Origin of the sequence: Sphingomonas sp. Ant H11, assembly GCF_000797515.1 — a bacterium.
In the GTDB taxonomy this organism is placed as follows: Bacteria; Pseudomonadota; Alphaproteobacteria; order Sphingomonadales; family Sphingomonadaceae; genus Sphingomonas.
In genome coordinates this window covers 112,561-136,559 of the sequence record NZ_JSBN01000002.1, presented here as the reverse complement: position 1 = coordinate 136,559, position 23,999 = coordinate 112,561, and the positions used below count along the sequence as shown (strand labels likewise).

21 protein-coding genes and 3 pseudogenes are annotated in these 23,999 nt (G+C 63.5%); 21 read left to right on the top strand and 3 right to left on the bottom strand.

Going from position 1 to position 23,999, the window contains the following annotated elements; translation table 11 throughout:
• Positions 1-105 precede the first annotated feature (105 nt).
• From NW75_RS00890 to NW75_RS22590, 4 genes are all read left to right on the top strand, one after another.
• On the top strand, positions 106-504 hold the full coding sequence (locus tag NW75_RS00890; RefSeq protein WP_033963081.1) for a MerR family transcriptional regulator: 399 nt from the start codon (positions 106-108) through the stop codon (positions 502-504).
• A gap of 163 nt (positions 505-667) precedes the next feature.
• Positions 668-1,357, top strand: a complete 690-nt coding sequence (locus NW75_RS00885) for a transporter (RefSeq protein WP_033963080.1) — start codon at positions 668-670, stop codon at positions 1,355-1,357.
• Between the two features lie 119 nt (positions 1,358-1,476).
• Complete coding sequence (locus NW75_RS00880; RefSeq protein ID WP_231564856.1) at positions 1,477-2,709, top strand: aspartyl protease family protein; 1,233 nt, start codon at positions 1,477-1,479, stop codon at positions 2,707-2,709.
• Positions 2,710-3,023: 314 nt separating this feature from the next.
• The gene (locus tag NW75_RS22590; protein WP_010405563.1) at positions 3,024-3,260 is read left to right on the top strand and encodes a copper-binding protein; all 237 of its coding nucleotides are present in this window, start codon (positions 3,024-3,026) and stop codon (positions 3,258-3,260) included.
• Positions 3,261-3,489: 229 nt separating this feature from the next.
• Here the strand turns inward: NW75_RS22590 and NW75_RS00870 are convergent, their stop codons facing one another.
• The 3 genes from NW75_RS00870 to NW75_RS25590 form a co-directional block, all read right to left on the bottom strand.
• Entirely contained in the window at positions 3,490-4,362 is an 873-nt protein-coding gene (locus NW75_RS00870) for an undecaprenyl-diphosphate phosphatase (protein WP_010405564.1), read from the bottom strand.
• Positions 4,363-4,427: 65 nt separating this feature from the next.
• Positions 4,428-6,098, bottom strand: a complete 1,671-nt coding sequence (locus tag NW75_RS00865; RefSeq protein ID WP_231564855.1) for a heavy metal translocating P-type ATPase — start codon at positions 6,096-6,098, stop codon at positions 4,428-4,430.
• Positions 6,025-7,041, bottom strand: a complete 1,017-nt coding sequence (locus NW75_RS25590) for a hypothetical protein (RefSeq protein WP_231564854.1) — start codon at positions 7,039-7,041, stop codon at positions 6,025-6,027. The genes NW75_RS00865 and NW75_RS25590 overlap by 74 nt, the downstream gene beginning before the upstream one ends.
• Here NW75_RS25590 and NW75_RS00860 point away from each other — a divergent pair.
• From NW75_RS00860 to NW75_RS00785, 17 genes and pseudogenes are all read left to right on the top strand, one after another.
• The gene (locus tag NW75_RS00860; RefSeq protein WP_010405566.1) at positions 7,019-7,438 is read left to right on the top strand and encodes a MerR family transcriptional regulator; all 420 of its coding nucleotides are present in this window, start codon (positions 7,019-7,021) and stop codon (positions 7,436-7,438) included. The genes NW75_RS25590 and NW75_RS00860 overlap by 23 nt on opposite strands.
• A 140-nt stretch (positions 7,439-7,578) precedes the next feature.
• The gene (locus tag NW75_RS00855; RefSeq protein ID WP_029622657.1) at positions 7,579-9,516 is read left to right on the top strand and encodes a cytochrome c/FTR1 family iron permease; all 1,938 of its coding nucleotides are present in this window, start codon (positions 7,579-7,581) and stop codon (positions 9,514-9,516) included.
• Positions 9,517-9,686: 170 nt separating this feature from the next.
• Positions 9,687-10,037 carry a hypothetical protein gene (locus tag NW75_RS23335; protein ID WP_081988561.1) on the top strand — a complete coding sequence of 117 codons (351 nt, stop codon included), beginning with the start codon at positions 9,687-9,689 and terminating at the stop codon, positions 10,035-10,037.
• A gap of 65 nt (positions 10,038-10,102) precedes the next feature.
• Positions 10,103-11,456 (top strand): annotated as a pseudogene (locus tag NW75_RS00850) (TolC family protein).
• A pseudogene (locus NW75_RS00845) lies at positions 11,456-12,621 on the top strand (efflux RND transporter periplasmic adaptor subunit). The pseudogenes NW75_RS00850 and NW75_RS00845 overlap by 1 nt, the downstream one beginning before the upstream one ends.
• 3 nt (positions 12,622-12,624) lie before the next feature.
• Positions 12,625-15,879: an efflux RND transporter permease subunit gene (locus NW75_RS00840; RefSeq protein ID WP_126849020.1), complete on the top strand. Its 3,255-nt coding sequence runs from the start codon at positions 12,625-12,627 to the stop codon at positions 15,877-15,879.
• Complete coding sequence (locus tag NW75_RS00835) at positions 15,879-16,226, top strand: DUF190 domain-containing protein (protein WP_033963078.1); 348 nt, start codon at positions 15,879-15,881, stop codon at positions 16,224-16,226. Before NW75_RS00840 ends, NW75_RS00835 begins: the two co-directional genes overlap by 1 nt.
• Before the next feature lie 146 nt (positions 16,227-16,372).
• Positions 16,373-16,873, top strand: coding sequence for an SRPBCC family protein (locus NW75_RS00830; RefSeq protein WP_010405572.1), 501 nt, complete (start codon positions 16,373-16,375; stop codon positions 16,871-16,873).
• A gap of 131 nt (positions 16,874-17,004) precedes the next feature.
• Positions 17,005-17,247, top strand: a complete 243-nt coding sequence (locus tag NW75_RS00825) for a TFIIB-type zinc ribbon-containing protein (RefSeq protein ID WP_010405574.1) — start codon at positions 17,005-17,007, stop codon at positions 17,245-17,247.
• A gap of 117 nt (positions 17,248-17,364) precedes the next feature.
• Positions 17,365-17,805: a hypothetical protein gene (locus NW75_RS00820; RefSeq protein ID WP_010405576.1), complete on the top strand. Its 441-nt coding sequence runs from the start codon at positions 17,365-17,367 to the stop codon at positions 17,803-17,805.
• Positions 17,805-18,260, top strand: a complete 456-nt coding sequence (locus NW75_RS00815) for an MgtC/SapB family protein (RefSeq protein WP_010405579.1) — start codon at positions 17,805-17,807, stop codon at positions 18,258-18,260. Before NW75_RS00820 ends, NW75_RS00815 begins: the two co-directional genes overlap by 1 nt.
• A gap of 26 nt (positions 18,261-18,286) precedes the next feature.
• The gene (locus tag NW75_RS00810; RefSeq protein ID WP_010405581.1) at positions 18,287-18,742 is read left to right on the top strand and encodes a hypothetical protein; all 456 of its coding nucleotides are present in this window, start codon (positions 18,287-18,289) and stop codon (positions 18,740-18,742) included.
• A 65-nt stretch (positions 18,743-18,807) separates the two neighbouring features.
• On the top strand, positions 18,808-19,143 hold the full coding sequence (locus NW75_RS00805) for a hypothetical protein (RefSeq protein ID WP_231564852.1): 336 nt from the start codon (positions 18,808-18,810) through the stop codon (positions 19,141-19,143).
• Positions 19,144-19,174: 31 nt separating this feature from the next.
• Complete coding sequence (locus NW75_RS00800; protein WP_010405583.1) at positions 19,175-19,858, top strand: ZIP family metal transporter; 684 nt, start codon at positions 19,175-19,177, stop codon at positions 19,856-19,858.
• The gene (locus tag NW75_RS00795) at positions 19,855-20,460 is read left to right on the top strand and encodes a cation diffusion facilitator family transporter (RefSeq protein WP_010405584.1); all 606 of its coding nucleotides are present in this window, start codon (positions 19,855-19,857) and stop codon (positions 20,458-20,460) included. Before NW75_RS00800 ends, NW75_RS00795 begins: the two co-directional genes overlap by 4 nt.
• Positions 20,460-22,985, top strand: a complete 2,526-nt coding sequence (locus tag NW75_RS00790; RefSeq protein ID WP_010405585.1) for a heavy metal translocating P-type ATPase — start codon at positions 20,460-20,462, stop codon at positions 22,983-22,985. Before NW75_RS00795 ends, NW75_RS00790 begins: the two co-directional genes overlap by 1 nt.
• Positions 22,982-23,269 (top strand): annotated as a pseudogene (locus NW75_RS00785) (HAD family hydrolase); the annotation flags it as partial. The gene NW75_RS00790 and the pseudogene NW75_RS00785, both read left to right, overlap by 4 nt.
• Positions 23,270-23,999 lie beyond the last annotated feature (730 nt).

Below are 23,999 nucleotides of genomic sequence, written 5' to 3'. Positions count from 1 at the left end.
CGTTAACGATTCGGGTGTCAATCATCTGGCTTCTTTACAATCTCTAGCTGCTGTAGGAGCAAGCGCAAAGTTCGATGGCAGCAAATGATTTGGAGCAAATGCGAGATGAAGATTGGTGAGTTGGCGCGCGCGACTGCGACCAAGGTGACGACGATCCGCTTTTACGAGCAAATTGGTGTGCTCGAAACACCTGAGCGCACATCCTCGGGCAGACGCACCTATGGTGACGGCGACGTGGATCGCCTGAACTTCGTGCGGAACGGGCGAAGGCTCGGTTTCTCGATCGAGGAAATTCGTTCGCTCCTCGCGCTTGCCGATCAACCGGAGCGCGACTGTGCGGAAGCAGCGGAAATCGCAGCGCGGCACCTGGTCGGTGTGGAGGATCGGCTTCGCCAGCTTTCTGCCTTGCGCGACGAGCTGAGCGCCATGAGCGCGAGCGGGTGCTGCGCCCGAACGATGGCCGAGTGCCGGGTCATTCAAGCGATAGCGCGGCCAGCCGCTTAGGTGCCGACTGATTGCGTCCAGGAGCGGAGTAAGTTTTCGATGCCCCATTGCCATCTTCGCACATCAACAACGCTCATTATCGTTGCGGCGTTCGCAGTGGCAGCTCCAGCTCATGCGGACCCTTCCGACGACTTCATCAATCCCGATCGGCCCGGGATCGCGGATGGAAGCACGACGGTTGGCCAGGGGTCATTTTCAGTTCGAGACGGCTATCCAGCGCGAGTATCGCAGCAACGGCGATGAACGAGAGCATACGACCTTTATTCCGAGGCTGCTGCGATATGGGTTCAGCAAGAACTGGGAGTTCCGTGTCGAAGGCAACACGTTCACTCGGCAGCGCCAGCACGACCCGGCCCTAGTCGATACGGACAGCAGCGGGTTTGCGCCGTCCTCGATTGGTCTGAAGTACAATATCGTCAAGGCAGTGGGATCGACCCAGCCATCAATCGGCGCAATCGTTCGGGTCTTTCCACCTTCTGGTTCCAGTGCTTTTCGTAACTCGCGCGCAACCGGGGATTTCCGCTTGGCGGCCGACTGGAATTTTGTCGACAAATGGTCATTGAACCCCAACGTCGGCGTGGCGGTGTACGAGGACGACACGAAGCGCTCCTATGCCGCCGGACTGTTCGCAGCTACGTTGAACTACAATCCGAGCAAGATCCTGAATTTTTTCGTCGACACCGGGCTTCAATATGCCGAGGAGAAGAATGGACGTGCTTCGTTGATCTTCGACGTTGGGGCCGCGTACATCATCGGGCACGATATACAGATTGACCTTAGCGTCGGGACGGGTGCCGCCGGCACAAAACCACCTCATCCTTTTCTCGCGGCGGGCTTCTCGAAACGCTTCTGATCGCTAAACCCGCAGCATGGCCGTATCATTTTCGGTCGGGGGGCTTGATCCTTGAGGGGCTGGAGCATGTAGCAACGCTCGAACCTCTCCGCGACTCGTGAGAAGCGAATGGAAATTCGGTGGAACCCAGGGAAGAAATCAAGACGATTTGGCATGCTGACCGGCGGGCGGCGATCATGTGGCTCGGGGCCGGGCTCATGACGAGCATTCCGCTTCCTCTATTGGCAGCGAGGACCGAGCGGGGTCGGTCTTGGGGCGGCTTCGCTACGCCTCCGGTCTGGCGCCCGATAGAAGTCGCAACCGGCGACACGCTGATCGTGCCGGCCAAGGTGTCCGGCGTAGCAATCGACGCGGTGCTCGACAGCGGAAGCGGCGCGTCAATTATCAGCAAACCGCTCGCGGCCAAGCTTGGCTTGACGAACCTGGAGCCGCGACGGATCAACGGCCTGGGCGGCAAGGCTCCGGTTGGTCTGGTCCGTAATGTCGCGGTGATGCTGGACACTCATGCTACCGTCCTCCCCTCCGCAGTCGTTGCAGACTTGGGGGCGGTTTCGGCCGCCTTTGGTCGGCCGATCGACATGATCCTCGGGTCAGACGTACTAGCGGGTGGCTGCCTGGCGCTCGATTTCACGACACGGCGGTTTGCATTTGAGAAGACCGCCAGCTTTGTGGGGGGTCCGGAATGGACTGTACTTCCGCTCGGGCACGGGGCCAAACGGGAATTGTTTGTGCTCGCGTCCATCGCCGGACTGGACCCGGTGCCGCTGATGCTCGATTTCGGCAGTTCGTCGGCGTTGATGCTATCCTCCGCCTATATCGAGGCGCACTCCGTTCTCGTCGGCAAGACCGTCTCCACCGCCGCCCTTGGCGGGGTCGAGGGAGTGCAAATCGTCAAGGCCTTCGTTGCCGACAAGGTGAGCCTGGGCGCGCTCTCGAGCGCCTTAGTTCCGGCGCTCGCCCTTGATCGGTGGACCTCGGTGAGCACGGTAGGGAATGTGGGGATGCCGTTGCTCGGACAATTCGACATCGTACTGGACGTGTCTCAAGGACAGTTGTGGTTGCGTTCCGCCCCTCCTCGGGCGCGCCTGCCGATGCTGAAGGATCGAAGCGGCCTCGGCCTCGCCGCCTCCACTACTGACCTGACTGTCGTGCATGTGGCATCCGGCAGCCCTGCGGATCGGGCGGGGTGGGCCGTCGGTGAGCAGGTTGTAGCCGTGGACGGTCGTCCTATCGACAGCTCCTATACGCGGGGATTGCTTTGGCAATGGCGCTACGGCCCCGCAGGAAGCCGGGTAACGCTTAAGCTCGCGAACGGAACGACGCGGGTTCTAAAGCTTGCCGACTACTACTGAGCAGCTCGACACGAAAGCAATGGGAAGCTACAGGTCCTGCTCGGGACTGGCGCTGGTTTGGAGGTGATGAGCCGGATCGCCATACTCAGTCGGTGGCATGCTGGCAGCCTCGCCGGTGTCAATGTTCGTTTTGGCGGCCGCTTAGCCGCTGTTGCTGCGCAAGCCGCTACGTCCATCTTCCAAAAACGACCCCAACCTCTCAGCAAAAGGAAGTCATCATAAGAGCGCTACGCATCGCATTGCGTACCGCCGCCATCTTCCGCCGGTCCGGCCCTCGCTCAATCCATGAGCGGAGATATGAAAGGCATGCCGGTATGGCGGGCATGGACAAGAAGGCGCCTGCCGTCACGACGGGGCAGGGTGTCGATGTCATCACCGCGATCGATACCAAGGCGAACAAGCTCACGATCCAGCATCGGCCGATACTGGCGGTGGGCTGGCCAGCAATGACCATGGCGTTCAAAGGCCATTCCGCCGACACCGTTCGTGCCTGCGACGTCGGCGATCAGGTCGGATGCCCGTTGATCACAACATTGTCTGCTACCAATTGAGCACGATTTGATCGATGTTGCTGCAAGAGCGGCGAACCTGTCACGGCGCCTCTCATCGTCGCCGAAATCTAGTATCTATCGGACTGTGGCTACATCTGACTGAGCTGCACGACCATTCGCCTGATACCAGATTGGGTGAACCTCCTAGGCATAGGCATAGGCATAGGCATCGCGATGCGTCGACGAGGCATTGCCATGCCAATTTCCCGATGTGTTGGGAGGCTGACGCTTAGACTAGCCAGGCGTTGGTGGTCGCGATGACCAGAAGAACGCCAAGCACTCCGCGATAGATGACGAAGGGCCAGGCGGAGAAGCGCTCGAGGACGCGCATTAGCGCCCAGATCGCCGCGAATGCTGAAACGGTTGCGACGCCAAGGCCGACCGCCAGAATGGACCAGCCGTGCATGTCGAGGTGGACTTTGTGCAGCTCCCACAATTCCTTCAATCCGGCGAGAGCGATAGCCGGGATGCCCAACAGGAATGAAAAGCGCGCAGCTTCTTCACGCTTAAATCCGAGTGCGAGCGCAGCGGTGAGAGTCGATCCGGAGCGTGAGACGCCTGGGATGAGGGCTCCGACCTGGGCCAGGCCGACGAGCAGCGCGTCCACCAGTGATGCATTCTCGACGCTGCGGCGGTGGCGTGCCAGGATTTCGGTGAGCGCCATCAGCACCGCCATCAAGATGCACGCCCAGCCAATCACCGGCAATGCGCGAAGGGGTGAGTTGCATGTATTGAGGCTGCTCGAAAGTAACGCGCCCGCCAGCGCGATAGGAATCGTTGCCAGCACGATCCAGGTCGCCAGACGAAGATCGGGATCGGCGAATTCGCGGCGGCTGATCGCCGACACTGACCCGACCGCAAGACGGCGAACGTCTCGCCAAAAATAGCTGATAACGGCGGCGAGCGCCGCAAGCTGCATCGCGGCCGAAAAGGCCGAACCCGGATCTCGCCACCCCAGCACGGCAGGTACGACGCGCATATGGGCTGTCGACGAAATCGGCAGAAGTTCGGTAATGCCCTGCACCACGCCCAATAGGGCGACCTTGGCATAGCCCAATGTCACAAAGCCCGTGTCGATGCTCGCGGTACATTGGCCGGCCATATCAATGTAGTCCTTTGCGGGATGGAAGAGCGAAGATCGTGGCTTCGGGACGCTCGGTAACCGGGCTATCGCGCCTGCTGGTCGCGATCGATAAGACGCAGCCCGTTGAGCACGACCAGGAGCGATGCTCCGACATCTGCTGCTATCGCGCCCCAGAGCGACGCCATTCCAAGCAGCGTCAGCCCCCCGAAGACGAGCTTTACCGCAAGCGAGAAGCCGATGTTCTGCCGGATGATGGTGAGTGTCGCTCGTGAGTGCCGAATGAGCCACGGTAGCTGGGAGAGATCGTCCTGCATCAGTGCGATGTCGGCCGTCTCGATCGCCGCATCACTCCCAATCGCGCCCATCGCGATGCCGAGGCTCGCCCGCGCCATCGCCGGCGCGTCGTTGACGCCGTCACCGACCATGGCAACAAGGCCGTGCTGCGCCACCAGTCTTTCTATCGCCTCGACCTTCTGTTCGGGAAGCAGCTCGGCGTAAACCTCATCCACGCCGGTTTCATGCGCGATCGCTTCGGCCGGCGCGCGAGCATCTCCCGTGAGCATGACCACTTGAGCGATGCCAAGGGCGTGTAATTGTGCAACGATTAGTCTTGCTTCAGGTCGCACCGCATCACCCACCGCGATCAACCCGATCACTGTCATGGATTCCCAGACCGCGATTCCAGTCAGTCCGGCTCCAGCGATACGTTTCAAGGCGGTTGTCAGTTTTTCGCTGTCGCCGCCGCCGAGCCTCTGTTCAAGATAGATGGCAGAACCGACCCAGACGTGGCGATCATTGATCTTGCCAACAACCCCTAGGCCCGGGACAGCCGTCACGTCTTTCGCGGGGACCACGTCTATGCCGCGCTCCGCTGCAATGGCGAGGATTGCGCGCGCAATGGGGTGTTCGCTGCGGGCTTCAACGGCAGCAGCAAATGACAGTAACTCAGATTCGCTCCGGGTGCCGATCGGTATGATTTCGATCACCTTGGGGCGGCCAAGCGTGAGTGTGCCGGTCTTGTCCATCGCAATCGCCGTGAGGCGGGCAGGCGTTTCCAGATGGACACCTCCCTTGATCAGCACGCCCCGCCGGGCCGCGCCGGTCAATCCTGCGACTATGCTGACAGGGGTCGAGATGACCAGGGCGCAGGGACAGGCGATGACGAGCAACACCAGCGCTTGATAGAACCATGCGGCCCAACTTCCCCCGAGCAGAAGCGGCGGCACGAGGAATGCCGCCAGGGAAAGCGCCATCACGACCGGCGTGTATATCCGCGCGAAGCGTTCCACCCACTGTTCGCTCGGAGCCCGTTTGCTCTGCGCCTCGCCGACCATGCGCACGATACGCGCGAGCGTGGTGTCGGAGGCTGGCCGGGTGGTTACGATCTCGAGCGCGCCCATGCCGTTGATGGTCCCGGCATAGACCACCGCGTCTTGCGTCACCGTAACGGGTACGCTTTCGCCCGTGATTGGCGCCTGATTGACCGCGCTCGTCCCCGCAACCACATAGCCGTCGAGCGGTATCTTTCCGCCCGGGGGAACGATCACATGGGTTCCGACCGCAACTTCGGCAACGGGTACGTCCTTCTCGACGCCTGCCGCATCTCGTATCCGGGCAGAATCCGGCGCGATTTCCATAAGTGCGGCGACGGCACGGCGGGCACGTCCCAGGCTCCATGCCTCAAGCGCCAGCGCAAGGGCGAAGAAAAAATGCGACAGTCGCCGCTTCGAACCATTGGCCGATGCCGAGGGCACCCGCCACCGCGACCAGCATGAGCAGGTTCATGTCCGGCCGGAGTCGCCGCGCCGCGAGGATCGCCTTGGGTGCGACGTATCGAACTGCCGACAGGACCGACAAGGAATAAGCGAGCATCGCCAGAACCGGGGGGTGCGCCTCGCGCGCCAGACTCTCGTGCAGTACCGCAGCGAAGCCGTTTGCGCGCGCGTGAATCGCAAAACCGACCAGGACCAAAGCGCCGCTTGCGATGGTCAGCCCGGCCTGAACCCGGCGTCGCCGCTGCTCCTCTGGCGCACCGGCACTGCGCTCGCCTTCTTTCCACAGTTCGGCGCGCATCCCCGTGCGTTCGACTGCCCTTAGGATGTCGGCGTGAAGAGAGAGATCGGCACCGCTCGCGATCGACATGCGACCGTTGATGAGATCGAACGACAGATTTTCCGGCCCTACGATCGGACCGAGTTCGCGCTTGAGCACCGCGACTTCGTCACCGCAGTCCATGCCATGGATTTCGAAAATGACGCCGTCCGGATGGTCCGGGAGAGCCTGGGCAACGGGCGCCGGTTCACCCGAGCAGCTTCTGCAACCGTCGGCTCCTGCGGCATCTTTTGAGATACCGCTCTGACCATCTAGCTCGGCGGTCATCCCGGTGGTCGATACGGCCGCGATCACGGCTTCGACTGTGAGGCCGGACGCGACATCGACGTCGAGCAGGCCAAGCTTCGGCTGGAACGACAAAAACCGCTCATCTCCAACGAGTGGGATAAGCGCTTCTCTGAGCAATCGAACCTCATTCTGGCAGTCTAGCCCCTGGACCTTGAAGCGCCACCGGCGCCCTATCGCTATGGGGCTCGTCCCGGTCTGCTCGAACATTGCGTCACCTCGACTTTTCGACATGACACCCACTATACAGTCTGAAGTCACTAGAGGGTCAAACGATATGTCCACCGAGCCGCTCAGCATCGGGAGTCTCGCCAAAGCCACCGACAGCAAGGTGGAGACGATCCGCTATTATGAGAGCATCGGCTTGTTGGCGGCGCCCGCCCGAACAAAGAACAACTATCGCGCCTACACCGCCCAACATCTCGCACGGCTCAGTTTCATTCGCAGGGCTCGCGCGCTGGGTTTCTCGATCGACCAGGTTCAGGAGTTGCTCAAGCTCGCCGACCAGAAGGATATTTCTTGCAAGGCGGTGGACGCGATCGCGCGGGAGCATCTCGCCGAAATCGACCGAAAGCTCCGCGATCTGAATACTTTGAGGTCCGAGTTGAGCAACGTGATTGTCCAGTGCGGACAGGGCACTATTTCCGAGTGCCGCATCATCGAGACATTGGCGCCGGATTCCGCCACGTTCAGCTGAGCAGGGCGGTTGATGATACCACCGTTCGCAATTGCCAGCAGCTAATGCAAACAAGTCGCAAAACCACTTGACCCTCTAGCGGCTAGAGGGTGTAGACGTTGCGCATGTTTACGCCTTCAAACAGCCCTTTGTCGATTCTCTTGCGGACGGTCTCGTTGCGCCGCGCGCTGGCGGTGCTCGGCGCCCTCTTGTTTGCCCTTGGCACAAGCGTCGCGGCCCATGCCCAAACGACCGACGTCCAGACGGCATGGCGGCTACTTGATTATATGGCGGTCGACTATGGCGGTGCTGTCAGCGGCGGACGGGTGAAGAGTCCTTCCGAATATGCCGAGATGACCGAATTCGCGGCCTCGGTATCGACTCGCCTTTCGACGCTGTCGCCCACGCCGGCGCGCGGGAAGCTGATCGCGGGCGCAGCTCGACTTCAGGGCGTCATCGCCGCGAAGGGAACGCCCGAAGAGGTCGCCCGCATCGCCCATGGCCTCGCCGCCGATCTGCTCAAGGCCTATCCCGTGCCGCTCGCGCCGGGCAAGGCGCCCGACCTCGCCCGCGGCGCCACGTTGTTCGCGCAGAATTGCGCGAGTTGTCACGGCATGACCGGGGATGGGCATGGCCCCGACGCGGCGAAGCTCACCACGCCGCCGATCGCCTTCAGCGAAATAACGCGCGCGCGGCAACGCAGTCCCTTCGCGCTGTACCAGGTCATCGACCAGGGCATCGACGGCACGGCGATGCAAAGCTTTGCGACCTTGCCGAGCGATGATCGCTGGGCGTTGGCCTTCTATGCCGGTCGCTTTGCCTTTCCCGACGCCCTTGCAAGCCAGGGCGAGCGGCTGTGGAAATCCGATCCCGGCCTGCGGCACATGATCCCCGACCTGACAACACTGGCGGGACTGACCCCGGAGGTGCTTGCCAAGACGATCGGACCTGCCAAGGCCGACGCGGTGATCGCCTATCTGCGCCGTCACCCGGACGCGGTGATCCGGCAGGCACCCGGCTCGCTGACCATCGCGCGCGAAAAACTGGCACGGAGCCTTGCCGCGTACCGCGGTGGCGACCGTCACGCTGCCCAGGAACTCGCGCTTTCGGCTTATCTCGATGGCTTCGAGCCACTCGAGCCGATGCTGACCGCGCGCGACGCAACGCTCATGGGGCACATCGAAAGCGCCATGGGCGAATTTCGGGCATCACTCCAGCAAGGTCGCCCCGCCGACGAGGTTGCCACGCGCGTCCAGGTGCTCGACGGCCTGTTCGACGATGCCGACGCGGCATTGTCCCCGGACGCAGCGAGCAGCGCATCGACCTTCCTGGGCGCCTTCACCATTCTGCTGCGCGAGGGGCTCGAAGCCCTGCTGATCGTCGTCGCGATGATCGCTTTCCTCCGCAAGGCCGAGCGGCCTGAAGTGCTGCCCTATGTCCATGGCGGCTGGATCGGGGCGCTCATAGTCGGCGCGGTCACATGGGGAATCGCGACCTATGCGATCGGGATCAGCGGCGCGAGCCGGGAGCTTACCGAAGGGTTCGGGTCGCTGTTCGCGGCTGTCGTCCTGCTCTCCGTGGGGATCTGGATGCACGGCAAGGCGCAGGCGGACCAATGGCAGCGCTACATCCGCGAGAAGATATCGCACGCATTGTCGAAGCAGTCGGCCTGGTTCCTGTTCGGCCTGGCCTTCATCGTCGTTTATCGCGAGGTGTTCGAGACGATGCTGTTCTATGCCGCGCTCTGGACCCAGGGCAATGGCGGCATGATGTTGGCGGGCGCCGGCTCGGCGGTCGTTCTGCTCGGGCTCATTGCCTGGGCCATGTTGCGCTACAGCCGCGCCCTGCCGATCGCGAAATTCTTTGCCTACAGTGCTTGGCTGATGGCCATCCTCACCGTAGTCCTCGCCGGCAAGGGCGTGTCGGCGCTACAGGAAGCCGGCATCATCGACATTGCGCCGCTTGGCGGCGGGATCCGCGTTTCTATGCTCGGTATCTTCCCGACCTTGCAATCGATGGCGGCTCAGCTCCTGATGTTCATCGCGGTAATCGGCGGGTTCATCCTCAACCGGCGCCGAGCCGCTGCGGCCACCGGCTGATGCAGCCCGAACGCGCGTGTATATTCCTAGGCGAGTGGGTGCGTGCCGAGGCGATCCCGATATGGCGCAAGGCACGTCCTATTTTATTGCAGACTTTCCGATGACGGCTTTATTTCTTCATGCGACGAGCGGACTAGCCCGTTACCTGCGTTCCTGTTAGAGCGTGATCCGTGCGACGCCTGCTGAACATCCTTGCGTATTTGACGATCGCCCTCTCCTTGGGAACGACGGCGACTGCGCATGTGCTGGAGCGACCGGATGTTAGCGCTTCATCCCATGAGGCGCGCGTGGACGAAGTTGCGTTAGGCCATGTACCTGGCGACGCCGACCAAGTGCCTTCTGATAGCGACAAGGGCTATCCTCATCATCACGGTGGTTGCCATGGCGATCACGTCGCAGCGCCGGTCAAGGCTACCAACGCAGCACTGACGCGCGATCTTCGGGTCGCCCCCGTCTTCGCGAGTCATTCCATGCGGCCGCTCTCTACCGCCGATCCGGCGCTGAGGCCTCCCCAAGCCTGAGGATCCGCTGACCTCGCCGGCAATTGCCGCGCGGGGCGAACCCGGTTCGTCAGGAGTTATCATCCATGTATCGTACAATCGCGGCCGTCATGGTCGCGGCGTCCCTTGCCGGTGCGGCCGGGGCGCAAACAACAACGCCGCCCGGCATTCCGGCGGCGACCACTTCGTCACAATCGGCCGATGCGTTCTCGCTCGAGAACGCTCTCGCTGCGGGCGGCATGCCATCCATCCCGTCGGCCGTCCTCGACAACGGCGCGGCATCGGGGGGGGAGCGGATCGGCTCCACTTCCGTCGATCGCGGCGGCCACGGCCGGCGTCGATGCCGCGACCGCGGCGCGGCGTGTCGCAGGCTTGCGCCCCAACCCAGAAGTGCAGGCGCAGGTTGAGAATCTTGCGGGGACCGGCGTCTACAAGGGTTTGCGAAGCTCCGAGACGACGGTTGGCGTGGCGCTCCCGCTAGAGTTGGGCGGCAAGCGGCCAGCGCGTGTCGCGCTTGCAACCGCACGCCTCAGTCGCGCGCAAGTCCAGGCTGAAATCGCGAAGGCGGATCTCCGCTTGCGGATTACGCAGCTCTATATCGAAGCCGCCGCCGCCGAGCGCCGTGCCGAAGTGCTGAGCGAGCAGGCAGGGATCGCCAACAACGCGTTCCGGGTCTCAAGCGAGCGCGTCAAGGCCGGCGATGTAGGTCCGATCGAGCAACAGCGCGCCGATGTGCTGCGCATCAATGCGCAGGTCGCAGCCGATATCGCGGCCCGGCAGGCACAGGCGGCGCGTGCAAACCTTGAGACATTGTTGTCGGTGCCGGTGATGGGCCCACTCGATCGCGCCTGGTTCGAGCGGATCGCTGATTACGGACCGCCCCGGCCCGTCGATGTTGATGGGACGCTCGCCTTGGTTGCTGCGGAAGCGGATGTTCGCACCGCGGATGCGCAGGTTCGCGTGGCTCGGTCGTTGCGGGTTCCTGACGTAACGGTCAGCGCCTCCGCCCGCCGACTGGCGGCGACCAACGACACCGCCGCGGTCGTCGGCATTTCGATCCCGATCCCGTTCTTCAACAACGGCAGCGCCTTCGTGGCGCAGTCACGCTCTGAACAGACGCAGGCGATCGCGCTGCGCAACCTCGCCGTGATCGATACCCGGCAACAGATCGCTAGCGCACAAACCGAAGTGGCGAACGCCGCTGCGACCGCGCGAGCGGCGGGCGGGCCGGGACTGGCGGCGGCACAGGAGGCCGCCCGCATAGCGCGGATCGGTTGGACGCAGGGCAAGTTCGACCAGATCGCGCTCCTCGATGCCGAGCGCACGCTTTCACAGACCCGCCAGACCTACGTCGATGCGCTTGCGGCGTACCACGACGCGCAGGCCCGGCTCGACCGGCTCACGACGCCGGCCCCGACGATTTCCGGAGATGATCGATGATGAACGATAAGCGCTTTCTTGGCGGTGCGGCGGCTGTCGCGATCGTCGCCGCACTTGGCGGCTTCGGGATCGCACGCTGGACCGCGAGTGAACCTGCCGCGACCGAAGCGGCAAGCGGCAACACCGCCGCCCCTAAAGAGGAGAAAAAAAACCCCGACACGGTGGCGATGACCGCGCAAGCGGTCCAGCAGGCCGGTATTGCCGTCGAGACGATCAATCCCAGCGGGCTCGGCGCGGAAATCGTAGCGCAGGCGACAGTCAGCGCATCACCGCAAGGCGAAGCGATCGTGACCGCCCGCGCAGGCGGCGCGGTCACGCGATTGATGAAGCGGCTCGGTGATCCGGTGCGTGCCGGCGAAACGCTCGCCGTCGTCGAAAGCCGGGACGCGGCGCAGTTTGCTGCCGATCGCACAGCTGCCGCTGCGAAATCGACGCTGGCGCAAAAGGCACTCGCCCGCGAGCAATATCTATTCCGCCAGAAGGTCTCGGCGCGGGTCGAGCTTGAACAGGCAGAAGCCGAGGCCGCGTCTGCTGTGGCTGAGGCGCGCCGCGCCAGCGTGGCGGCAGGGGCCGCACGGGTGACGTCCGATGGCCGCGGCGTGTTGGTGTCCAGCCCGATTTCCGGCCGCGTTACCTCGGAGAACGTAAGCTTGGGCGCCTTTGTCCAGCCCGAGACCGAGCTGATGCGCGTCGCCGATGCGTCGAAGATACAGGTCGAGCCGCGGTCGGACCGACCGATGCACAGCGGCTATCGCCCGGCGATCGGGCGATTATCGAATTGCCCGACGGCCGAACCGTGGAAGCACGGGTGCGCGCCGTCACGCCTGGCCTCGCCAATGACACGCGCTCGGCGACTGCTGTCCTCGATGTGACGGGCAGCCTTCAGCCAGGGCTCGCGGTGCGCGTGCGGCTCCTACCGAGCGGAGGCGGCACGACTAGCAATGCGATCGTGGTGCCGGAGGATGCGGTGCAGACGCTCGAGGGGCGTGACATCGTGTTCGTGCGGACCGCGCGGGGCTTCAAGGCTCAGACCATCACGATCGGACAACGCAGCAACGGCCGGGTCGAGATCCTGAAGGGTCTCGCGGCAGGCAGCCAAGTCGCAACCAAAAACGCATTTCTGCTCAAGGCCGAACTCGGCAAGGGCGCGGGCGAGGAAGAATAGATCATGATCGCAAATCTCATGGCGCTCTCCGTCCGCGCACGCTGGACGGTCCTCGCATTGTTCCTCGTCATCGCCGGCCTCGGCGTGTGGCAGCTTTCCAAGCTGCCGATCGACGCGGTGCCCGACATCACTACCAAACAGGTTCAGATCAACACGATCGATCCGCGGCTGTCGCCGGTCGAAATCGAAAAGCTCGTCACCTATCCAGTCGAAATTGCGCTCGCAGGCATTCCCGGGCTAGAAACCACACGTTCGATCTCGCGCAACGGCTTCAGCCAGGTCAGTGCGATCTTCACCGACAGCACCGACCTCTATTTCGCGCGCCAGCAGGTCGGTGAGCGCCTGCGCCAAGCGGCCGAAAAATTGCCGGACGGTGTGCAGCCGCAGGTCGGGCCGGTCTCGACCGGCCTCGGCGAGATCGTCATGTATACGGTCGGCTACGCCAATCCGGACGGCAGGGGCGCGAAAAAGGTCGCCGGCCAACCCGGCTGGCAGCCTGACGGCAGCTATCTGACGCCCGAAGGCGAACGACTAACGGACGCGGTGGCCAAGGCGAGCTATCTGCGAACTGTCCAAGACTGGATCATCGGTCCGCAGCTTCGCTCGGTTAAGGGCGTTGCCGGCGTCGACTCGATCGGCGGCTTCGCTAAGACATTCGTGGTTGAGCCTGATCCGACGAAACTAGCCAGCTATGGCATCTCCTATAGTGAACTTGGCCAAGCTCTCGAGAACGCAAATCTCGCGGTGGGCGCGAACTACTACAACCGCGGTGGTGAAGCGTACCTTGTGCGCGTCGACTCCCGCGTGCGTACCGTTGACGAAATCCGCAACGCGGTCGCCGCTACGCGGGGCGGGACGCCGATCACGATCGGCCAGATCGCCAACGTTCGTGTTGGCGGTGACCTGCGTACCGGCGCTGGCAGCATGAACGGCCGCGAAGCGGTCATCGGCACGGTGCTGATGCTGATTGGACAGAACAGCCGGGTCGTGGCCGAACAGGCGACTACCAAGCTCGATCAGATAGCAAAGACGTTGCCGCCCGGCATCCAGGTTAAGGTGGTGCTGAACCGCGCGGCGCTGGTCGGGGCAACGGTGGCCACGGTCCAGCGCAACCTGACCGAAGGCGCGATCCTCGTCGCGGCGTCGCTGTTCCTGCTGCTCGGCAACTGGCGCGCCGCGGTGATCGCGACGCTGGTAATCCCGTTCTCGTTCCTGATGATGGCCATGGGAATGAACGCGTTCAACGTCCCCGGCAATTTGATGAGCCTGGGCGCGCTTGACTTTGGGCTGATCGTCGATGGCGCGGTCATCATCATCGAAAACTGCCTCGCCCGATTGGCGCATAGGCAAGAACATGAGGGAAGGCTGCTTTCGGTCAGGGAGCGGCTGGAGGAGACCATGCGGGCCGCGCAGGAGATGATCAAGCCGACCGTTTTTGGTCAGGCCATCATCCTCCTGGCATTTGCACCGCTGCTGACCTTCACCGGCACCGAAGGCAAGACGTTTTCGCCGATGGCGATCACGATCATGCTCGCGTTGGTGGCGGCGTTCGTGCTGGCGATCACGCTGGTTCCGGCGCTGGTCGCAATCCTGATCCGCGGCAAGGTCGCGGAGAAGGATGTGTGGCTGATCCGCAAGTCCAAAGAGCGCTACCTTCCACTGCTCGACAGGGCGATCGCCAAGCCGTGGCCGTTCATCATCGGCGGGCTTGCCTTCTTCCTGGCGGCGATCCCCGCCTTTGGACTGCTCGGTTCCGAGTTCATCCCCCAGCTCGACGAGAAAAATCTCGCCTTCGCGTCTACGCGCGTGCCCTCGGTCAGCCTCGAACAATCGCTGTTGATGGAACGCAAGGTCGAGGAGGCGGTGATAAAGGTGCCGGAAGTCGCGTTGATGTTCTCCAAGACGGGCATCGCGGAAGCCGCAACTGACCCGGCGCCGCCGAACGTCTCGGACGGGTTTGTGATCCTGAAGGAGAAGGAGGAATGGGCCAAGGGCACGACCAAGGCCGACATCGTTGCCAAGATCCAAAAGGCGACCGGCGGACTGCTCGGCAATCTTTATGAGGTCAGTCAGCCGATCCAGCTCCGTTTCAACGAGCTGATCGCGGGCGTCCGCGGCGACGTCGCGATCAAGATCTACGGCGACGATCTTGACAAGATGGCGCAGACCGCTGGCGAAATGGTGCGGGTGCTCCAGACGGTACCCGGCGCGGCGAGCGTCAAGGCCGAACAGGTCGGGGGCGCGCCAGCGCTCGACGTAAAGCTCAATCGCGCGGCGATCGCGCGGTACGGCCTGACCATCCGCGATGTCGCGGATACCGTTGCGGCTGGACTCGGCGGTCGTGAGTCCGGGCGTGTGTACGAGGGCGATCGGCGTTTTGATATCACCGTGCGTGTGCCAGATGCGACCCGTGCCAATCTCGACGACATCCGCTCGTTGCCGGTGCTGCTACCCGAGGTAGCGGGTCGTCCGCGTGGGCAGGTGCCACTGGCGCAAGTCGCGCAAATCCGGCTGACCGAGGGTCTGAACCAGATCAGCCGCGAGAACGGCAAGCGTCGCGTCGTTGTTCAGGTTAACCTGGGCGGTCGAGATGCCGGGTCGTTCGTACAGGAGGCGCAGGCAAAGATCGCGCAGATCAAGCTACCGGCCGGCTACTATCTTGAGTGGGGTGGCCAGTTCGAGAACCTGGCTGCAGCGTCCAAACGACTGTCGATCGTCGTTCCACTTTGCTTCCTGGCCATCTTCGGGCTCCTCTATATGGCGCTCGGCGGGTTCGGCAGGGCGGCATCGGTGTTCCTGGCGGTTCCACTGGGCCTCGCCGGCGGCGTGTTCACACTGGCGCTGACGGGCATCAACTTTTCGGTGTCGGCGGCGGTTGGGTTCATCTGCCTCGCCGGCGTGGCGGTGCTAAACGGGCTTGTCGTCATGACGGCGATCCGAGACCGGAGTGAAGGTGGACTGCCTATCGCGCAGGCGATTCGCGAAGGCATGGCCGAGAAGATGCGCGCGGTCATCATGACGGGGTTCGTGCCGGCGATCGGCTTCGTGCCGATGGCGCTCGCGCACGGTACCGGCGCTGAGGTCCAGAAGCCGCTTGCGACGGTCGTGATCGGCGGCCTGATTGCGGCAACTATCCTTACCTTGCTCGTGCTGCCGGCGCTCGCGAAAGTGATCCTCGGGCGAACCCAGGACCAAAAAGAACAAGAGGGTAGCACCCCGCACGACGAGGATCCTGCCCCTTTGATAGGAGAAGCGTGATGGGACAACCCGCTCGAAAATTGCTGCGGATCTACACAGACGAAGCGGCCTATATCGGCGATCGCAAGGTTTTCGAACATGTCGCCTCGCTGGCGCGCGATCGGAAGATGGCGGGTCTCACGGTGCTTGAGGCGCTGATCGGGTTTGGGGCGTCGTCGCACGTCCACCGCCGCCATGTGCTCGAAAGTGATCGAGCCGTGGTGATCGAGATCGTCGATTTTGAGGATGCGTTGCGCGCGTTCGTTGCCAGTCTGGATGATGTGCCTGACATCGGCCTCATCACTCTCGAAGCCGTAGAGGTCATCGGGGGCAAGGCCAGTAAAACGCTGGAAAGCCCTAGCCAATGAGGATCGGCCCGCACGCACCGGGGCCTGGTCCGTACCAGCCCCTGGCGTCCACGCAGCTCCCATCAATTTCCCGCTTAATCGGGGAGGAGGCCGCTTTTGCGCGGCCTCCGGTTCGGCCGTGTCGGGCCCCGACAGGACAGGCAGTCATGAAGGAAGAGACGAGTTTCGATTTCAACATGTCAGCGCTCCGCGTTTGGTCGCTGATCTCCGATCTAAGGAGCTTTGCACGATGGCACCCCGTATATCGCATCGCGGGCGAGGCCGAACGTGGTGCCGAAATCGATGTGACATGGCTCCTGTTCGGCGGCGATCGGAAAATGACGACGCAAATGATCATCAACCGGCTGACGAAACCCCAGCTCATCGGATGGCAGATGGGTGTGCGAGGTTTTCTCACCCTGGACGAACGCTACGAGATCGAGCCTATCGCGAACGGCGTCTGTGTTCACCATTCAGTCGAATGTCGGGGTATCGTCGGCGCCTTGGTCGGCCGCATGATGCGCAAGGGCCTGCGCCGGACCATGCGTCAGCAGGATGCGGCTTTTTTGGCCCTTCTGCGCCGTCAGTCCCGATTGCCGGGGCGATCCACGCGAAACCGCCCACGGCCGATTAAACCGCCCGCTGCTCGCAATGCCGCCAATGACTGACACGCTGTCGAACGCGGCGGACATTGGCTGATCGTCATTTGCTTCTTAAATCCAAAAGAAAGGGTGTCGTCATGGTAGAGAACAGAACCTCACAAGGTCTGTTGTGCCCGACTTGCAAGGTTGATCTCGTCATGAGCGAGCGCCAAGGCATCGAGATTGACTATTGCCCGCAATGTCGCGGGGTCTGGCTCGATCGCGGCGAACTCGACAAGATCATCGAGCGCAGCGCCGGCGGCGACATCGCGCCGCCGGCGAGCGGCGGTCGCGCCGGGATGTTCGACGATCGTGGCCATGGCGATCATGGCGGGAAGCACGGCGACGAGCGGGGCCATAAGGGTCGCCGCAAGGGCTTCCTGAGCGAATTGTTCGACTGAACTGCTGTGGATCGGCCGCCGCACAACGAGTCCTTCGGGTGTCCGTGTGAGAACGGCCCGCGCCATGGGCGTGCCCCCTGTAGCGCCCATGGCGATAGATCGTGGGAAGACAGGGAGATGACGGCTCGGCGACCTAGCAGCGGTCCGGTTCGATGGATCATCATCGCAACCGGGCTTGCCCTGGCGCCGGGCCTGCTCGGCTGCTCGCCATCTGCGAGCGACAGCGAGGCCAAAGCATCCCGTGATCGTCAGATGCCCGACTTCATTGGCGAGCATTTCTACGCATGTCCTGATGGTTCACGCCTCGATGTCGATTTTCTCGGCGATGGCCTGACCCTCGCTATAAAGACAAATCCGAACGCAGCCCCGATGCGAGTGACTTCGCCGGCAAGCGGGCTGACCTACGTCGGCCCAAATCTTAACGTGTCGATCTCAGGCGGCGACCTGATCACGCTCGAGCGCCCCGGCGCGCGCGCCATGACCTGCAAGAGGGCGCCCGCCTATCGAGATTCAGCGGACAAGGCAGCAAGCGGAAAAGCCGCGGGCTCGGCCGCATGATGCTGCTGCCGTCATTGTGGGAAGCCCTTTCCCATATCGTCAGCCTCGCGCTGGCGTATGCGCTAGCGCTTCCGGTTGGCTGGGACCGGGAGAAGGACGAACGCAGCGCTGGCATCCGAACCTTTCCGTTGGTCGCCATCGCCAGTTGCGGGTTCGTGCTTGTCGCTATCGCCATTCTCGGTCGCACGTCTCCTGCCCAAGCACGTCTGCTCGAAGGATTGATCACAGGCGTCGGGTTCATCGGCGGTGGCGCCATTTTGAAGCATGGCGGAAAGGCTTCCGGGACCGCTACCGCTGCAAGCCTATGGGCGACCGGAGCGCTGGGGGCCGCAGTCGGCTATGGTCTCTACGACATCGCGGCGGTTCTCAGCTTGACGACCTTCCTGACGTTGCGCTTTTCTCATCCGCTGAAGCGTGCCTCCCAAGATCACGTCGAGCCGGTTGACCGGCAATGAGGCACAATCGTCCCGCAGACACGCGCATGAAATGGCGAGTGCCGAAGAGTGGTGGGCAATCCGAGCCGGTGTCCGCGCTCCCGAGCGGCGACCGTCGTTCACGCTTGGTGCGCTGGGCTTCTCTGCTCGAACGCGATCCGCACCGGCTTATCGCGCTGCTGCGTCCGTCATGGGCAGCGGGCGACGACATCTCACCGATGGCCGCGAATCCAAGCGCCATCGAACTGGCTTGGGCCGACCCGGTTTTTCGCGTGACGGGTCTCACGGGACGCTCTCGGACTGACGTGAAATCGTTTTTCCGCCTTTCGGATACCGAGCTGGACCGGATCGCGTCCGGGTCTTGGCGCGTCCCGGTGCGCCCTGCCTGGCAGGTCGCGGCGCGAATACGAAACGTCGCCGATCCGCGCCGTGAAAAGCTGATCCTGGTTGGCGTCATCGTCACGATCGCCGGCGTCATCGGAGCTGCTCAATGGCTTTTATGAGTATCAGGATGTGCCCGGCGACACACATGACGCGATTTCGGATTGGAATCGCCGGCATATGCGTTGTGCTGACGTTATCGGGTTGTTCCGAACAGCCTCGCAAAGGGCCGCCGACCGAACAGGAAATCCACGCCGGCGACAGCGGGGATGCGAGCGGAACCCGCGGTCGTCACCCCTATCGGTGCGAGGACAATCGCCCGCTCCTCGTCGACTTCAAGGATGAGGGCTTGGCGCTCGAGCTGCGCCGCGATGCGAACGCGGCGCCGATCGTCCTGACCGCGCCGGCACCCGGCCTCCAATATGTCGGCGACACGATGAGCGCGACCTTCTCGGGCAGCGAAATCAAAATCGAGGAAGCGGACAAGCATCCGGTCCTGTGCAGGAAGGCAACGAGCTTGTGACCAATTCACCCGGCCCAGAGGGGCGCTGACGATGGCAGCGCTCAAATTCTCCTTGATCCCCATGATCGCGATCATGATCGGCGCGCTAGTCGCCGGATGGCGCACGCCCGGCGAGAAGCTGGTCGCGGCCATGCAGCACCTCGCGGCCGGCGTGGTGTTCGCCGCCGCTGCGACGGAGATCCTGCCGCTGGTGATGCACGGCAGTTCTCCGACCGCAACGTTGATCGGCGGAGCGCTGGGCGTCGCTGTGATGCTCGGCCTGAAGGCGGCGGAAAGCCGGTTCAGGGGGCCGGTCGCGCTGCTCGCCGCGATCGGTCTTGATCTGGCGATAGACGGCCTTGTTCTCGGCCTCGCCTTTATCGCCGGCGAGAAGGCGGGTTCTTTGCTGGCCGTCGCGCTGACCCTCGAAGTGCTGTTCCTGGCCCTGACCCTCACCAACGATCTGGCAGGCCGGTATCGCAAGATGAAAGCGATCGGCCTGACCTGCGCGCTGGCGGTGCTGGTGCCGATCGGCGCGCTGATCGCACAGCCGGTGGCGTTGCTGACGCCGATATGGATCACCGGCTTCCTGAGCTTCGGTCTTATGGCGCTACTCTATCTCGTCACCGAAGAGCTGCTGGTCGAAGCGCACGAGAAGCCGGACTCGCCGCTTATTAGCGCGATGTTCTTCGTCGGCTTCCTCGTCCTCCTGCTGATCGAGGAAATCATGGTATGACGGCTTCCCCGGATGGGCAGGTTTCAGTCGAGCGCCGCACGCTCTGGATCGTGCTGCTGCTCAACGTAGTGATCGCCGCGGGCTTCTTCGTGACCGGCCTGATCGGCGATTCCAGCGCGCTTATCGCCAATGGCGTCGACAACCTCTCCGACACCGCGGTCTATGCCCTCAGCCTGATTGCCCTGAGTCAGGGACGCGCTTGGAAGACGCGGGCTGCAACAGTGTCCGGCGTCATGCTGCTGATCTTCGCCGGCGGCATCCTGATTGACGTCGGCCGCCGCTATATCCAGGGCAGCGACCCGATCGGGCCGACAATGATGGTGATGTCGGCGATTGCCGGCGTCGTGAACTATATCTGTCTGCGACTGCTGCAACGGCTCAAGCAGCCCGATGTTAATCTACGCGCCGCGACCACGTTCAGCTTCAACGACTTCATCTCTAACGGCGGCATCCTGATTGCTGGGGCGTTGGTGCTCTGGCTGGGAACGAATTGGCCCGATCTACTGGTCGGCCTGGCTACCGCCCTTATCGCGATCAAGGGCGGCATCGAAATCCTGCGTGATGCGCGCGCAGAAACCAAGACCAACGCGGAGACGGCGTGATGACCGAAAAGCTCGAACTCGATATTCCCGTCCTTCTGCCCGAGGTTCCCGACGCGGCCGATGCCTGTGTCGGGCGCCTCGTCTCGACGTTGAGCGCCAAGCGCGGCGTCGAGCGCGCGCATGTCCTGCCCGCCGACGGCGATACGGCGGCAAAGCTCTGCATCCATTTCGACGGCGAAGCGCTGCCGCTGTCACGCGTGCGCGACATGGTGCGGGCGGCAGGCGCCGAGATCAGCGGGCGATACGGTCATGTGACATGGCAGGTCGAAGGGATCGGCCACGAACGCCGCGCCCGTACCGTCGGGGAAACCCTGTCCCAGGTGCCCGGCGTATTGCAGGCCGATGCCAGCGCCTCGGGCAGCGTCCGTGTCGAATATGACAAAGAACGCGTCGACGAAGCGGCGATCCTCGCGGCACTGGGCAGGCTCAAGGTCAAACCCGGCAAGCGGACTGGCTCCGATCAGGCCGGTGATCATGCCGGACACGATCACAACTCCGGCGACCATGCCGGGCACGATCACGGCGAAGGCGCGGATAAGCATGGGCCGGGGGATCGCCACGACCATGCCCACGCCAATTTCCTCGGCCCTAATACCGAGCTGATCTTCGCGCTGGCATGCGGCGCGCTGCTGGCGATCGGCTTCGCGATCGAGAAGCTGGTCGCGGGCGCGCCCGACTGGCTGCCGACCGCTTTCTATGTCGGCGCCTATGTGTTCGGCGGCTTCTTCACGCTGCGCGAGGCGATCGACAATCTGAAGCTCAAGAAATTCGAGATCGATACGCTGATGCTCGTCGCGGCCGCCGGCGCCGCGGCGCTCGGCGCCTGGGCGGAAGGCGCGCTGCTGCTGTTCCTGTTCAGCCTCGGCCATGCGCTCGAGCATTATGCGATGGGTCGCGCCAAGCGCGCGATCGAGGCGCTGGCCGAACTCGCGCCCGACAAGGCGACGGTGCGCCGTGACGGGCAGACGACGGAGATCCCGGTCGAGGAGCTGGTGGTCGGCGACATCGTGGTCGTGCGCCCCAACGAACGCCTGCCCGCCGACGGCTTCGTCATCAAGGGGTCGAGCGCGATCAACCAGGCCCCCGTCACCGGCGAGAGCATTCCGGTCGACAAGGAGCCGGTCGCCGATGTCGAGGCGGCGCGCGCGAAGCCCGATGCGGTCGAGGCGACGTCGCGGGTGTTCGCCGGCACGATCAATGGCGGTGCGGCGATCGAGATCGAAGTGACGCGGCGTTCCAACGAAAGCGCGCTCGCCAAGGTCGTGAAGATGGTGAGCGAAGCGGAGACGCAGAAGTCCCCAACGCAGCGCTTCACCGATCGGTTCGAGCGCGTCTTCGTGCCGGCGGTCCTGGCGCTCTCGTTCATCCTGCTGTTCGCGTGGGTCGTGGTCGACGAGCCGTTCCGCGACAGCTTCTATCGCGCGATGGCGGTGCTGGTCGCGGCCAGCCCCTGCGCGCTAGCGATCGCTACACCCAGCGCGGTGCTGTCCGGCGTCGCGCGGGCCGCCCGTGGCGGCGTGCTGGTAAAGGGCGGCGCACCGCTCGAAAACCTCGGCTCGCTAAAGGCGATCGCCTTCGACAAGACGGGGACACTGACGGAAGGCCGGCCGCGCATCACCGATGTCGTCCCCGTCGACGGCGCGAGCGAAGAGGATCTGTTGGCGCTCGCCATCGCGGTTGAGGGGTTGAGCGATCACCCGCTGGCACAGGCGATTGTGAAGGATGGACGCGAGCGGTTGGGCGGGCGCGAGCTGCCGACCGCGACCGACCTCAAGAGCCTGACCGGACGCGGCGTCACCGCGACCGTCGACGGCGAGACGGTATGGATCGGCAAGGCCGAGATGTTCGGCAAGGAGGGTATCCCCACGCTGAACGCGGCCGCGACCGACGCCATCGCCACCCTGCGCGAGGGCGGGCGCACGACGATGGTGGTGCGCAAAGGCGACAAGGACATCGGCGCGATCGGGCTGATGGATACGCCGCGCGAAGCGGCCAAGGTCGCGCTCAAGCGGCTGCGCGAGATGGGCATCACCCGGATGATCATGATCTCGGGCGATCATCAGAAGGTGGCGGACGCCATCGCCAAGGATGTCGGGCTCGACGAGGCATGGGGCGACCTGATGCCGGAGGACAAGGTTGCCTCGATCAAGAAGCTCGCTGGCGAGGACAAAGTTGCGATGGTTGGCGATGGCGTCAACGACGCGCCGGCGATGGCGTCGGCGACCGTCGGCATCGCAATGGGCGCTGCGGGCTCGGACGTGGCGCTGGAAACAGCCGACGTCGCGCTGATGGCTGACGATCTCGCGCATCTGCCCTTCGCGGTGGGGCTGAGCCGCCACACCCGCGGCATCATCCGGCAGAATGTGTTCGTCAGCCTCGGCGTCGTCGCGTTCCTCGTGCCGGCGACAATCCTCGGCCTGGGCATCGGCCCGGCGGTCGCGATGCATGAAGGCTCGACGCTGCTGGTCGTGTTCAACGCTCTGCGGCTGCTCGCCTACCGCGATCCGGCGCTCAACGCAGCATGAAATGGCTGATCGTGTTCGACCTCGACGGGACGCTTGCGGAGAGCAAGCGCCCTTTATCGGCTGAAATGGGGGCGACGTTCGCGCGTCTGCTGGCCGTGGTCGATGTTGCGGTGATCTCGGGCGGCGACTGACCCCAATTCGATCGGCAAGTCGCCTCGCGCTTGCCGATCGGCGCCGTGCGCGAGCGGCTGTGGCTGATGCCGACCACTGGTACGAAGCTCTACCGCTGTGTCAACGGTGCATGGCGTGCGATTTATGCCGAGCTGTTCGACGATCGCAGTCGGCTTCGGCCTGAAATTGCAGCCGTTGCGATGGCTGGCGACAGACAGATGAGTCCCAATCCGCATACCAATGGCGGGGCTCTGATACGCCCTCTGCGGTTATCCGACTTCGCATCCTACGCGATCCGGTCGTAAGCGCCGCCGGAACCCGGTCTTGTTGAGGGCGGCAGATTAGGACAGCTCGCGGACCCTCACGAAAGGCGGCGAGTGATGGGTGGTCAGCGGTCAAACGAGATGGGGTGGTTGCCGCCCTCCCCAGACGGCATCGAGATGTGCCAGGATAGTGGAGTTAGGACCACTGAGCGGAAAGGACGGCAACCGTGTCAAAGGATACAATGATCGGGGTGGACTCCAGGCACTTGAACGTGAGGAACGACTGACGCGTCAGGAGGAAATCACCGCCGAGGTGGTTGAGCTGGCGGCCGGAGCACGCGCACGCGGCCGAACCCGGACGGTATCGGAGTAAGGGTGGCTGAGATGACGCCGGTGGCGACGTGACTGCCTTGCATACGTTTGCGGCACTGCCATCCGTATCAATACGCATGTTGCGAGCGGTCTTCCCCATTCATGGTTGCGCCGGCAGCATCGAGGCGATGCGCGTGGCGCTGCTCGATGTCGCCGGACAATGCCGGGGCAACGGCCGGCGAGCCTGTCCGATGATCGATAAGCTGGTGGCGCGCTGAATGCTCATTTTGCAAACCGGCGCTACGCGCTAACCAAGAGGCGGCCATGA

Bases quoted from the DNA above. Each gene is read 5' to 3' on its own strand.
- NW75_RS00800 (WP_010405583.1), top strand. From the start codon at position 19,175: ATGGCAGCGCTCAAATTCTCCTTGATCCCCATGATCGCGATCATGATC.
- NW75_RS25590 (WP_231564854.1), bottom strand. From the start codon at position 7,041: ATGCTGAGCGGCTCGGTGGACATATCGTTTGACCCTCTAGTGACTTCA.
- NW75_RS00890 (WP_033963081.1), top strand. From the start codon at position 106: ATGAAGATTGGTGAGTTGGCGCGCGCGACTGCGACCAAGGTGACGACG.
- NW75_RS00810 (WP_010405581.1), top strand. From the start codon at position 18,287: ATGAAATGGCGAGTGCCGAAGAGTGGTGGGCAATCCGAGCCGGTGTCC.
- NW75_RS00885 (WP_033963080.1), top strand. From the start codon at position 668: ATGGAAGCACGACGGTTGGCCAGGGGTCATTTTCAGTTCGAGACGGCT.
- NW75_RS22590 (WP_010405563.1), top strand. From the start codon at position 3,024: ATGGCGGGCATGGACAAGAAGGCGCCTGCCGTCACGACGGGGCAGGGT.
- NW75_RS00870 (WP_010405564.1), bottom strand. From the start codon at position 4,362: ATGGCCGGCCAATGTACCGCGAGCATCGACACGGGCTTTGTGACATTG.
- NW75_RS00815 (WP_010405579.1), top strand. From the start codon at position 17,805: ATGCTGCTGCCGTCATTGTGGGAAGCCCTTTCCCATATCGTCAGCCTC.
- NW75_RS00830 (WP_010405572.1), top strand. From the start codon at position 16,373: ATGAAGGAAGAGACGAGTTTCGATTTCAACATGTCAGCGCTCCGCGTT.
- NW75_RS00835 (WP_033963078.1), top strand. From the start codon at position 15,879: ATGGGACAACCCGCTCGAAAATTGCTGCGGATCTACACAGACGAAGCG.
- NW75_RS00840 (WP_126849020.1), top strand. From the start codon at position 12,625: ATGATCGCAAATCTCATGGCGCTCTCCGTCCGCGCACGCTGGACGGTC.
- NW75_RS00825 (WP_010405574.1), top strand. From the start codon at position 17,005: ATGAGCGAGCGCCAAGGCATCGAGATTGACTATTGCCCGCAATGTCGC.
- NW75_RS00860 (WP_010405566.1), top strand. From the start codon at position 7,019: ATGTCCACCGAGCCGCTCAGCATCGGGAGTCTCGCCAAAGCCACCGAC.
- NW75_RS00795 (WP_010405584.1), top strand. From the start codon at position 19,855: ATGACGGCTTCCCCGGATGGGCAGGTTTCAGTCGAGCGCCGCACGCTC.
- NW75_RS00820 (WP_010405576.1), top strand. From the start codon at position 17,365: ATGACGGCTCGGCGACCTAGCAGCGGTCCGGTTCGATGGATCATCATC.
- NW75_RS00790 (WP_010405585.1), top strand. From the start codon at position 20,460: ATGACCGAAAAGCTCGAACTCGATATTCCCGTCCTTCTGCCCGAGGTT.